Annotated in this window: 14 protein-coding genes; 6 read left to right on the forward strand and 8 right to left on the reverse strand. The window is 61.2% G+C overall.

From position 1 onward, the window contains the following. Positions 1–26 precede the first annotated feature (26 nt). Complete coding sequence (locus FDM28_RS11245) at positions 27–515, reverse strand: DUF1499 domain-containing protein (protein ID WP_240791988.1); 489 nt, start codon at positions 513–515, stop codon at positions 27–29. A 74-nt stretch (positions 516–589) separates the two neighbouring features. Between FDM28_RS11245 and FDM28_RS11250 the strand changes: the two genes are divergently transcribed. Next, complete coding sequence (locus FDM28_RS11250; protein WP_138515284.1) at positions 590–1,513, forward strand: patatin-like phospholipase family protein; 924 nt, start codon at positions 590–592, stop codon at positions 1,511–1,513. Positions 1,514–1,520: 7 nt separating this feature from the next. On the opposite strand, the gene FDM28_RS11255 is transcribed toward FDM28_RS11250, so the two are convergent. Genes FDM28_RS11255 through FDM28_RS11280 form a run of 6 tightly spaced genes read right to left on the reverse strand, consistent with a single transcriptional unit; the run spans position 1,521 to position 5,732 of the window. After that, complete coding sequence (locus tag FDM28_RS11255; protein ID WP_138515285.1) at positions 1,521–2,099, reverse strand: thymidine kinase; 579 nt, start codon at positions 2,097–2,099, stop codon at positions 1,521–1,523. A 32-nt stretch (positions 2,100–2,131) separates the two neighbouring features. Beyond that, positions 2,132–2,707: a hypothetical protein gene (locus FDM28_RS11260; RefSeq protein WP_138515286.1), complete on the reverse strand. Its 576-nt coding sequence runs from the start codon at positions 2,705–2,707 to the stop codon at positions 2,132–2,134. Further along, on the reverse strand, positions 2,691–4,133 hold the full coding sequence (locus FDM28_RS11265) for an exonuclease domain-containing protein (RefSeq protein ID WP_138515287.1): 1,443 nt from the start codon (positions 4,131–4,133) through the stop codon (positions 2,691–2,693). Before FDM28_RS11265 ends, FDM28_RS11260 begins: the two co-directional genes overlap by 17 nt. After that, entirely contained in the window at positions 4,130–4,675 is a 546-nt protein-coding gene (locus FDM28_RS11270) for an NUDIX hydrolase (RefSeq protein WP_138515288.1), read from the reverse strand. The genes FDM28_RS11265 and FDM28_RS11270 overlap by 4 nt, the downstream gene beginning before the upstream one ends. Positions 4,676–4,678: 3 nt before the next feature. Continuing rightward, positions 4,679–5,374 (reverse strand): fumarylacetoacetate hydrolase family protein, encoded by a 696-nt coding sequence (locus FDM28_RS11275; protein ID WP_138515289.1) that lies wholly within the window; start codon positions 5,372–5,374, stop codon positions 4,679–4,681. A gap of 55 nt (positions 5,375–5,429) precedes the next feature. Beyond that, positions 5,430–5,732: an antibiotic biosynthesis monooxygenase family protein gene (locus FDM28_RS11280; RefSeq protein WP_138515290.1), complete on the reverse strand. Its 303-nt coding sequence runs from the start codon at positions 5,730–5,732 to the stop codon at positions 5,430–5,432. A 61-nt stretch (positions 5,733–5,793) separates the two neighbouring features. Between FDM28_RS11280 and maiA the strand changes: the two genes are divergently transcribed. Further along, positions 5,794–6,462, forward strand: a complete 669-nt coding sequence (maiA, locus tag FDM28_RS11285) for a maleylacetoacetate isomerase (RefSeq protein ID WP_138515291.1) — start codon at positions 5,794–5,796, stop codon at positions 6,460–6,462. A gap of 1 nt (position 6,463) precedes the next feature. Then, the gene (pgeF, locus tag FDM28_RS11290; protein ID WP_138516256.1) at positions 6,464–7,258 is read left to right on the forward strand and encodes a peptidoglycan editing factor PgeF; all 795 of its coding nucleotides are present in this window, start codon (positions 6,464–6,466) and stop codon (positions 7,256–7,258) included. On the opposite strand, the gene FDM28_RS11295 is transcribed toward pgeF, so the two are convergent. Then, a complete protein-coding gene (locus FDM28_RS11295; protein ID WP_138515292.1) occupies positions 7,190–7,525 on the reverse strand; it encodes a hypothetical protein in 336 nt (111 codons plus the stop codon). The genes pgeF and FDM28_RS11295 overlap by 69 nt on opposite strands. Positions 7,526–7,644: 119 nt before the next feature. Here FDM28_RS11295 and FDM28_RS11300 point away from each other — a divergent pair, with 119 nt between their 5' ends. The 3 genes from FDM28_RS11300 (at position 7,645) to phbB (ending at position 11,384) form a co-directional block, all read left to right on the forward strand. Continuing rightward, the gene (locus FDM28_RS11300; RefSeq protein WP_138516258.1) at positions 7,645–9,345 is read left to right on the forward strand and encodes a PHA/PHB synthase family protein; all 1,701 of its coding nucleotides are present in this window, start codon (positions 7,645–7,647) and stop codon (positions 9,343–9,345) included. Between the two features lie 30 nt (positions 9,346–9,375). Then, the gene (locus FDM28_RS11305) at positions 9,376–10,554 is read left to right on the forward strand and encodes an acetyl-CoA C-acetyltransferase (RefSeq protein WP_138515293.1); all 1,179 of its coding nucleotides are present in this window, start codon (positions 9,376–9,378) and stop codon (positions 10,552–10,554) included. A 92-nt stretch (positions 10,555–10,646) separates the two neighbouring features. Beyond that, positions 10,647–11,384: an acetoacetyl-CoA reductase gene (gene phbB / locus FDM28_RS11310; protein WP_138515294.1), complete on the forward strand. Its 738-nt coding sequence runs from the start codon at positions 10,647–10,649 to the stop codon at positions 11,382–11,384. Positions 11,385–11,424: the final 40 nt, after the last annotated feature.

Consider the following 11,424-nt stretch of genomic DNA (forward strand, 5'->3'; position numbering starts at 1 on the left):
TGCGCACCGCATTTTTCTTGAAGGGCTCAGTTTTGTAAAAACTGGGCCCTTATGTTTTCTACCCGGGTCCGGTTCACCGCAAAGTCTTTGCGCCCTAGGCGGCTGGCTGAGCGCACATGAATCACATGTTCTTCCGGGCTGAGCCAAAACTCCACATCGTCGGTGAACTTCAACAGTGGTGTTGTGCTCTGTGCATAGAGGTAGTCGGCCGTCTCGGTCACTACGGTGGTTTTAGGTGTGTTGCGCAAGATTTGGTCCACTTTGCGAAGTGCCACGGCTCCGTCGCCGCTGTAGCTGAATGGGGCAATGTCTGCGTAACCTCGCTGCGGATGGTCCGGGTATAGCTTGGCTTGGCTGCTGACGCTGTTGGGCGTCACGGATGGTGGTTTGAGCCGGCCGTCTTTGACGCCTAGGTCCTGTGGTGGCCTGCCGCTCAGAAAGCCGAATTGACCGGCAAAAAAGACCAGTGTGGGCAGTACGATGGCGACCAAGCCAATGAACCAAAGGGTTTTCACGAGCGCTCCTTGCGAGGGGTGTTGCATGGTGCAGATGGTAGATCAATGAAGTGCAGGAAGGTGGAAGAGTGAATATGTTGAAACATGCCCGCGTTTACTTGGCGTTATTGCCGGTGCTGGTGTTGGCGGCGTGCGCTACAGGGCCAACCGGGCCCAAAGGCAGTGTGGCGAGTGGCCCGGATGTGACCGCACCCGTAGGCATGGTGCCCAAGCCACCACCCAAAATCGGGCTGGCATTAGGCGGTGGCGCCGCGCGGGGCTTTGCCCACGTGGGCGTGATCCAGGTGCTGGAAGAAAACGGCATCAAACCTAATCTAGTCACTGGCACCTCTGCCGGTAGCCTCGTAGCCGCCATTTATGCCAGTGGTAAAAACGGCGCGCAGCTCCAGCGCGTCGCAGAAACGATGGAGGAGGCTGCGATTGCCGACTGGACGCTGCCAATTTTCAGCCGCGGCATGTTGCGTGGTGATGCGCTGGCCAAATACGTGAATTGGCAGGTGGGCTCCAAGCTCATTGAAGAGCTGCCCATGCCCTTGGGTATTGTTGCCACAGACCTCAATACCGGTAACGACGTGCTGTTCCAGCGTGGCGATACAGGCACTGCCGTGAGGGCGTCCAGCTCGGTGCCCGCAGTATTTCAGCCGGTCAAGATTTCCGGGCGGGAGTATGTGGATGGTGGATTGGTCTCACCGGTGCCTGTCGCTGCGGCGCGGCGCATGGGTGCCGACTTTGTGATTGCGGTGGATATTTCCACACCGCCCGAGGGAAGCCTGACCGGTGGCACGCTCGATATTCTGCTGCAGACCTTCTCCATCATGGGCAAAAGCATCAACCGCTTTGAGTTGCGCGAGGCCGATGTGGTGGTTCGCCCCGCCTTACAGGGCGTAAGCAGTGCCGACTTCGGTGCCCGCAAACGCGCGATTGAAGCCGGCCGCCAAGCCATGCTCAAGATGATTCCCGAGCTGAAGGCGGCGCTGGCCTCGTGCAAAAGTTGTTGAGTACTTTTTAAGCGGATGGCGTAGCGCCATTTTCGTAAAAGCAGCGCGCACAGGTTTGCTGGTAGCGGCTGTTGCCGCCGATCAGCACTTGCTCGCCCTCGCGCACTCGCTGGCCTTGGTCGTCAATGCGCACGTTCATGGTCGCTTTGCGGCCGCAGGCGCAGATGGTTTTGATTTCTTCCATGTCATCGGCTAGGGTCAGCAAATAGGCTGCACCGGGGAAGGGCTTCCCCTGAAAGTCGGAGCGCAGGCCAAAACAAATCACCGGAATATTGCGCAGGTGGGCAATGCGGTGCAGCTGCTCCACTTGGGCGGGGGTCAGGAACTGCGCCTCGTCGATCAGCACACAGGCCAGGCCCGCTTGGGTGCGCAGCAGGGCCTCGAAGTCGGTGCGATCTTCAAAAATGTCGGCTGGGCGATGTAACCCCAAGCGGGAGGCAATGCTGCCTACGCCGCTGCGGTCGTCAATGCGGGCGGTAAAGAGTTGCACCCGCTGGCCTTGTTCTTCGTAGTTGTAGGCAATTTGAAGCAGCGAGGTGGATTTGCCGGCGTTCATGGCCGAATAGCGGAAAAAGAGTTTGGCCATAGCGCCTGCAGCAGTGAAAAGAAAAAAGGGGCTTATTGTGGCCGAGTGGCGAACAGTTGCTGCGCGTTTTTGGCCACTTGCAGCGTGTCGTAATACGCATACGCGCCCACGCCCACTGCGCCGGCCAGCGGAATCCAGCGCGAGGCGCCTTTTTTCAATGCTGAGCCCAGCAGCTTGCCGCTGATTTGCAGGGCCAGGGTCTCCAGTGCTTTCAGGCCGCTGGAGCGCACCACCACCCGCTCGCCCGCCCGCACTGCAAAGTCGCGGAACAGCTGGGCAGACACATGTTTGAACAGGCAATACAGCATCTGCTCTTGGCCCAGGCTGCTGCGTTGGCCATGGAGGGCAGCAATGTCGGCCACCATCTGGGCCTGAATCCTCCACACACTGACCATCTCGGGCAGCACCGTGAGCCAGCCCATCCATCCAGGCGGGAGAGACAGGGTAGCCGCCACCATGCTGGCCTGTCGGGCGGCCTTGCGGGCAATCGCATGGGCGCGGAGGGCGGTGTCTTGTCGCTCCGCCTCATGGCTCTCGGGCACGTGCACCACCAGGTCCAGCAGCGCGCTGGCCAGTTGCACCCGCAGTGGGCTAGCTGGCGTGTTCATGGCTACTCCGGGCAGCACCGAGGTGAATCACTTCACGCGAATGCAGGCCTGCGCCGGTGAGCCGCTTGACCAGCAGGCGGTAAGTGTCCAGGTCAAACGCCAAGGGCTGGCGGGCAGAAACGGCGTCTTGCAAGCCTTCCTCGTCGTGCGCGGTAGCCACGTGGCACCACTGGTCGAAGACATGAATATCCGTGCGGCCCGTGAGAGGGTTGTGCTCGCGGATGCCCATGCGACCTGCATGGGGCCACGCGTGGAGTTGATGCTCGGTGAGCGCCAATTGCAAGCGCACCCGGTGCAAGGCAGGGGTTTCACGCCCGGCGCACACGCCTTTGCAGCGGCCGATCTGGCAGGCAAAGCAGGCGCCTTTGCCGGACTCCAGGCCCAGCGCGAAAGGGCAGAGCAGGTGGGTATCGGCCAGGGCGCGAAGGCTGTCCAGGGCCTGGCGTTTGGAGCGGTAGGCGCCATACAACTGCCCCATGTCGGCAGCGTTGACTTCGTCCATGCGCACCAGTTGCAACTGGGGGCGGGCCGTGGGGTCTTCGTGCAACTTCCAAGCCATGAGCTGCTTTTCTTTGCGCAGCAGGCGGTTATGGATGGGCTGCAGCTCTTTGACCAGGCGGGACTCCAGCAGCAGCGCACCCAGTTCGCCCGCGGTTTCACGCCACTCGACACGGCGGATTTCCTGCAGGATGCGCATCTCGCGCGCCACCTTGCTGGAGGCTTGGAAATGCGACATCACCCTTGTGCGCAGGGTGACGCTTTTGCCCACATACAGCGGGATGCTGCCTTCGCCATAAAACAGGTACACCCCCGGTGTGTCGGGAATCTCAGACACATCGGTTTCCAGTTGCGGGGGCAGGGCGGCGCTGCCTTGCAACAGGCCCAGGGCCTCGCGCTGTACGGCCTCAGTCCCAAGCTCGCGGGTGGCTATGTCCAGCCACGCGAGCACGACATCCACATCGCCCATTGCACGGTGGCGCGCTTGGGTCTGCAGGCCATGGCGTTGCAGGATGGCATCCAGCCCATGACCTTTGTGCTGCGGGTACAAGCGGCGCGACAGGCGCACGGTGCACAGGGTTTTGACCTTGAGCGGTTTCTCCAGCCGCGCCAGCTCATTCAGCACAAAACCATGGTCAAAACGCACGTTGTGGGCCACGAACACCGCACCATCCAGCAGCTCCAGCAGGGGCTTGGCCACTTCGGCAAAGGTGGGGGCGTCTTCCACCATCGCATCGGTAATCCCGGTGAGGCTCTGGATGAAGGGGGGAATGCGCACACCCGGGTTCACCAGCGTGGACCAGCGTGCGGTCTCTACCCCGTTGTCGATACGTACTGCCGCAATTTCGGTGATTCGGTCCAGGGTAGCGTTGCCACCGGTGGTTTCCAGGTCCAGCACCACATAGCTGGGCAGTAGGGCGGTGCTCACGCGATGTCGATGGTGTGAATGCCGTAGTGCCCGCTGCGGCGGTCGGCAAAGTAGTGCTCCAGCGTTTCCTTGACGGTGCGAAAGGCAATCTCGTCCCAAGGAATTTCTTCTTCGCTGAAGAGCCTGGCCTCGATGGTTTCGGTGCCCGGGTTGAACTGGTCGCTGGTGAGCCGCGCCCGGTAAAACAAATGGACCTGACCTACACGCGCCACGTTGAGCAGTGTGAACAGGCCTTCCATTTCGAACTGTGCGCCGGCCTCTTCATCGGTTTCACGGGCGGCACCTTCGGCGGTGGTCTCGCTCAGCTCCATGAAGCCGGCGGGCAGCGTCCATTTGCCAAAGCGCGGCTCAATATTGCGTTTGCAGAGCAGCACTTTGTCGCCCCAATGCGGCACGGTACCCACCACATTGAGCGGGTTCTCGTAATGGATGGTGTGGCACGCGGGGCAAACGGCGCGGGGCTTGGTGTCGCCGTCGTCCGGCACCCGGTATTCGACGGCAGTGCCGCATTCTTTGCAGTGTTTGATGGGGGCGCGTTGCATGAGTCAGACGATCCGCACCGTGAGCGGCGCCAGGCCCTCCACGGTGCCATGCAACACATCGCCGCGCACCACAGCGCCTACGCCTTCGGGGGTGCCGGTGTAAATCAGGTCGCCGGGCTGCAAGGTCCAAGCGGCGGAGAGTTGCTCGATGGTTTCGGCAATGTTCCAAATCAGCTTGGACACGGTGCTGCGCTGGCGATCTGCGCCATTGACTTGCAGCGCAATAGCCGCCGACTCTGCGCCGGGGGCCTGCGCCGCCGGGGTGATGGGGCCAATGGGGGCCGAGTGCTCAAAACCCTTGCCGATGCACCAGGGGCGGCCCTGTTTCTTCATGTCGTTTTGCAGGTCGCGGCGCGTCATGTCCAAGCCCACGGCGTAACCGTAAATGTGCTGGTGGGCATCTGCCGCCCGGATATGGCTACCGCCCTTGCCAATGGCCACGACCAGCTCCACTTCGTGGTGCAGGTTGGCAGTGAGGGTGGGGTAGGGCATGTCTACTGTCGCGCCCGGCGCTGCAGCCAGCACCGCATCGGCCGGCTTCATGAAAAAGAACGGAGCCTCACGGCCGGTGTGGCCCATTTCTTTGGCGTGATCTTCGTAATTGCGGCCCACGCAGTAGATGCGGTGCACCGGAAAACGTGCCTCCTGGCCGACAACGGCGACGCTGGCGGGGGCAGGCTGGGGAATGACAAAGCTCATGAACAAACTCCGGTAGGCAAGGGCAGAGAAACAGCGCGGTAGGCGAAGCCGGGGCTCAGACCGATTTCACCACCAGGTCAAAGTGTTCGACCACGGGTGGTTGCGCAAAGAAGGGCCCCACGATGGCGCGCCATTGGGTGAACAGATCGCTCTCGCGAAAGCCCACGGTGTGGTCTTCCAGCGTGTCCCAAAAGATTTGCAGGATGTAGCGCTCGGGGCTCTCAATGCCCTTGTTGACCTTGTAGCCCTGAAAACCCTTGGCCTTGGAGATCACGTCGCGCAGGCCACGGGCAATGGCTTCGTCAAAAGCGGCGTTCTGGCCGGGTTGGATGCGGATGTCGGCAAGCTCAAGAATCATGGTGTCTCCAAATCGGGGTTGAATGGTGGAATGGTAACGGCATCGGTTTATCCTCGGCGGCATGAAGTTGTACAGCTACTTTCGATCTTCCGCCGCCTTCCGGGTGCGCATTGCACTCGCACTCAAGGGCCTGCCCTACGACTATGCCGCCGTACACCTGGTGCGTGGCGAGCAATTGCAGCCGGACTACCGCACCCTGAATCCGGATGGCTTGGTGCCCGCTTCGGAGGATGCCGGTGAGGTGCTGACCCAGTCCATGGCCATCATGGAGTATTTGGACGAAACCCACCGTCAAGCGCCCCTGTTGCCGGGCGACGCCCTGGCCCGCGCCAAGGTGCGCGCGCTGGCCCAATCCATCGCTTGCGAGATTCACCCGCTCAACAACCTGCGGGTGTTGCGCTACCTGGTCGGGCCCTTGGGCGTAGACGAGGCGGCCAAGAACGGCTGGTACCACCACTGGACGCGCAGCGGGCTGGAGAGCTTTGAGCACCAACTGCTGGCACTTGACGCCTGGCATCGCCAGCGCGGCGGGGATGCACCGCAGACCTTTTGCTTTGGCGCAGCTCCCACGCTGGCAGATTGCTGCCTCGTGCCGCTGATCTTCAATGCGCAGCGTTTTGCCGTGCCACTGGATGGGTTGCCTCGCACCATGTCGGCATTCGATGCTTGCATGGCACTACCCGCCTTCCAAGCCGCCCGGCCGGAGGCCTGCCCCGATGCCCAAGCCTGAGATGCAGGCCCGGAGCCCGCACCCCGACTGGATCGTGCCCGCGTGGCCCGCGCCCGGCAATGTGCGGGCCTTATGCACGACGCGCCAAGGTGGTGTATCCCCGAGCCCCTACGACAGCCTGAACCTCGGCTTGCATGTGGCAGACGATGCCGCTTTGGTGCACCTCAACCGCCAGCGCTTGGCGGATGCGGTCGGCGGGCGCCCGGTGTTTTTGAACCAGGTGCATGGCAGCCACTGCCTGGCGTTGGACGCTCACACCCCTGATGGCGCAGTGGCGGACGCCTGCACCGCCACCGCACCCGGCGTGGTCTGCACCATCATGGTGGCGGACTGTTTGCCGGTGTTGCTGACCACGGCGGATGGTCGCCAGGTCGCTGCAGCCCACGCCGGATGGCGCGGTTTGGTGGGTGAGGGCGGTCGCGGGGTGTTGGAAGCCACTTTGGAGTTTTTGAGGGCTCTAGCGCCCGTGGAGTATGCGCAAGCAGCTCCTGAAATCATAGCGTGGCTCGGGCCATGCATCTGCCCGCAAGCCTTTGAAGTGGGGGCGGAGGTGCGCAGCGCTTTTGTGGCGGCGCTGCCGGCAGCTGCAGAATTTTTTACACCTCAGCCGGATGGCAAGTGGCTGGCGAATTTGCCGGGTTTGGCGCGTCAGCGGCTACAGGCCGCCGGTGTGAGCAGCATTTGGGGTAACGACGGCAGCACCGCGTGGTGTACCGTGGGCAACCCGCTACGGTTTTTCAGCCACCGGCGCGATCGGGTCAGCGGCCGGCAGGCGGCTTGCATTTGGCTGGAGTGAGTTGACGCTGGGGTTGGCCGCCTCTGTGGCAGCCTGCGCAGCGGCTTGGTGGGCGGCAATGGCGGCTTCGCGCTCGGCCATTTCTTGGGCCCGCAGCGCGCGCTTGCGGCCCGGCGTGCCCATGAAATACATCATCAACGCCACAGGGAGCAGCCCGTAAAGCACAAACGTAAAGATGGCGCCCAGCACAGTGCCGGTGGTGTTGGTGGCCTCGGCCACGCTCATCATGAGCGCCACGTAAAGCCAAGCAATGGGAATGATGTACATCAGGGTTTCGGAGGGGTAGTCGTGTCAGGATATCGCAGCATAAGCCTGCCATACTTGGCAGTTAGACTAGACCCACTAAATTTCAAGGTGATGGCGTGACGCAACCCTCTTCTGACTTTATGGCCCAAGCGGCTGAGCAGTTTCAACAGGCATTCACCCAAAGCTTTTCCAAGGCACTGGAGTCCTTCAAGGGGCTGGATGTCGGCGGTGCGGGGGCCGGATTTCCTGCTTTGCCGGAGGCGCTGCCCGAAATCCGGTTTGCGCCCGAGCGGTTGGAGGCCCTGCAAAAGTCGTATACCGACGAAGCCCTCGAGCTCTTCACCCAGGGCATGACGCAAGCGCCCAGCTTGTCGGACCGCCGGTTTGCCGCCCCTGCCTGGCACGACAACCCGGTGGCGGCCTATGCAGCCGCAGCCTATTTGCTCAATGCCCGCACCATGATGGGCTTGGCCGAGGCGGTAGAGACCGATGCCAAGACCAAAAACCGCATCCGCTTTGCGGTAGAGCAATGGATGGCGGCTGCGTCTCCCAGCAACTTCCTGGCGCTGAACGCTGAAGCGCAGAAAAAAGCGATTGAAACCAAGGGCGAGAGCATTGCCAAGGGTGTGAAAAACCTGGTGCACGACCTGCAGCAAGGCCATGTGTCCATGACGGACGAAAGCCTGTTTGAAGTTGGCAAAAACGTGGCGACTACCGAAGGCGCGGTGGTGTTTGAGAACGAGCTGTTCCAGCTCATCGAATACAAGCCGCTCACCGCCAAGGTTTACGAGAAGCCGTTTTTGTTGGTGCCACCGTGCATCAACAAGTTTTACATCCTCGATTTGCAGCCGGACAACTCGCTCATCCGCTACGCGGTAGAGCAGGGCCACCGCACGTTTGTGGTGAGCTGGCGCAACCCCGACCAGTCTTTGGCCCACAAGACGTGGGACGACTACATCCAGGACGCCGTCATCAAGGCCATTGGCGTTACCCAAGACATCAGTGGCTCGCCCACCATCAATGCACTGGGCTTCTGCGTAGGCGGCACCATGCTGGGCACCGCGCTGGGTGTATTGGCCGCGCGGGGTGAGCAGCCGGTGGACAGTGCCACCTTCCTCACCACCTTCCTCGATTTTTCGGACACCGGCATTCTCGATGTGTTCATCGACGAAGCCATGGTCAAGTACCGCGAGGCTGAGCTGGGCAAGGGCGGGCTGATGAAGGGCCAGGACTTGGCCAGCACCTTCAGCTTTTTGCGCCCTAACGATTTGGTGTGGAACTACGTGGTGGGCAACTACCTCAAGGGCGAAACCCCGCCGCCGTTTGATCTGCTGTACTGGAACAGCGACAGCACCAATCTGCCTGGCCCCTATTACGCCTGGTACTTGCGCAACACCTATCTGGAAAACAACCTCAAAAAGCCCGGCAAGCTCACCGTGTGTGGTGAAAAGCTGGACTTGAGCGCTGTGGACATTCCGGTTTACATCTACGGCTCGCGGGAAGACCACATCGTGCCCATCGGGGGGGCTTATGCCTCCACCCAAGTGCTGCCGGGCAAAAAACGCTTTGTGCAGGGCGCCTCCGGCCACATTGCAGGCGTGATCAATCCGCCAGCCAAAAACAAACGCAGCCACTGGATCCGTGCAGACGGCAAATTGCCCAAAACGCATGCGCAGTGGCTGGAGGGGGCGGTCGAACATCCGGGCAGCTGGTGGACGGATTGGGCCGCGTGGCTCAAGGGCCACGCTGGCAAGCAGATTGCTGCCCCCAAAGGCTATGGCAAGGGGAAATACAAAGCTATAGAGGCGGCTCCAGGGCGCTACGTACAGGCGAAAGCTTGATTTTTTGATTCATTGAGAAGGAGACACCTGATGGAAGAGATCGTGATCGTTGCTGCGGCCCGTACTGCAGTTGGAAAATTCGGTGGCTCTTTGGCCAAAACCCCCGCAACCGAGCTGGGAAGCATTGTGATCAAGAGCCTGCTGGAACGCAGCGGGCTACCGGTAGACGCCGTGGGCGAAGTCATTCTGGGCCAGGTGCTGGCAGCTGGCGTGGGCCAAAACCCCGCACGCCAAGCAGTGATGAAGGCTGGTCTGGCCAAAGAAACCCCCGCACTGACCATCAACGCCGTGTGCGGCTCCGGCCTGAAGGCTGTGATGCTGGCAGCGCAAGCTGTGGCTTGGGGCGATAGCGACATCGTGATCGCCGGCGGCCAGGAAAACATGAGCGCCTCCCCCCACGTGCTGCTTGGCAGCCGAGATGGCCAGCGCATGGGCGAGTGGAAGATGGCGGACACCATGATCACCGACGGCCTGTGGGATGTGTACAACCAGTACCACATGGGCATTACCGCTGAAAACGTGGCTAAGGCCAACGGCATTACCCGCGACATGCAAGACGCCTTAGCGCTGGCCAGCCAGCAAAAGGCGTCTGCGGCGCAGGATGCCGGTAAGTTCAAGGCTGAAATCGTGCCGGTGAGCATTCCCCAGCGCAAGGGTGACCCCATCGTGTTTGATACCGATGAGTTCATCAACAAGAAAACCAACGCAGAAGCCTTGGCTGGCCTGCGCCCCGCCTTCGACAAGGCCGGCAGCGTGACTGCGGGCAACGCCTCCGGCATCAACGATGGCGCCGCCGGCGTGGTGGTCATGACCGCCAAGAAGGCTGCCGCCTTGGGCTTGACGCCTTTGGCCCGCATTGCCAGCTTCGGCACCACCGGCCTGGACCCCGCCATCATGGGTTTGGGCCCTGTGTCTGCTACACAACGTGCTTTGGCACGTGCCGGCTGGAAGGCGCAGGATGTGGACTTGTTCGAACTGAACGAAGCCTTTGCCGCGCAAGCTTGCGCCGTGAACAAGCTGCTGGACATTGACCCCGCCAAGGTGAACGTGAACGGTGGCGCCATCGCCATCGGCCACCCCATCGGTGCGTCCGGTGCCCGCATCTTGGTGACCTTGTTGCACGAAATGCAGCGCAGTGGTGCCAAGAAGGGCGTGGCCTCGCTCTGCATCGGCGGCGGCATGGGCGTGGCGCTGGCGGTGGAGCGTTAATTTGTAAGTGTTTTAGGCTGCTAGCGCTTACAGAATGTGCGCAAGCAGCTATCTATTTGATAGCAATCGAGTTTTAAAAAAGAGGAAACAATATGAGTCAAAAAGTAGCGTACGTGACCGGTGGTATGGGTGGCATCGGGACCGCCATTTGCCAGCGTTTGCACAAAGATGGTTTCAAGGTGATTGCCGGTTGCGGCCCCACCCGCGACCACGCCAAGTGGCTGGCCGAGCAAAAAGAGCTGGGCTATACCTTTTATGCCTCCGTGGGCAACGTGGGTGATTGGGATTCCACCGTCGAAGCCTTCAGCAAGACCAAGGCCGAGCACGGCAGCATCGACGTGCTGGTGAACAACGCCGGTATCACCCGTGACCGCATGTTCCTGAAGATGAGCCGCGAAGACTGGCAAGCGGTGATGAGCACCAACCTGGACTCCATGTTCAACGTCACCAAGCAAGTGGTGCCGGACATGGTGGAAAAAGGTTGGGGCCGCATTATCAACATCTCCAGCGTGAACGGTGAAAAAGGTCAGGCGGGTCAGACCAACTATTCGGCTGCCAAAGCCGGTATGCACGGTTTCTCCATGGCTTTGGCCCAGGAGCTGGCTACCAAGGGCGTGACGGTCAACACCGTGAGCCCTGGTTACATCGGTACCGACATGGTGAAAGCCATCCGTGAAGACGTGCTGGCCAAGATCGTGGCGACGGTGCCCGTCAAACGCCTGGGTGAACCTTCGGAAATCGCGTCCATCATTGCTTGGTTGGCATCTGACGAAGGCGGCTACGCCACTGGCGCGGACTTCTCGGTTAACGGCGGCTTGCACATGGGCTAAGCCTCGCTGGTCTATGACATGGAGCCCGCTTAAAGCGGGC

Origin of the sequence: Rhodoferax bucti (assembly GCF_005876985.1) — a bacterium.
In the GTDB taxonomy this organism is placed as follows: Bacteria; Pseudomonadota; Gammaproteobacteria; order Burkholderiales; family Burkholderiaceae_C; genus Allorhodoferax; species Allorhodoferax bucti.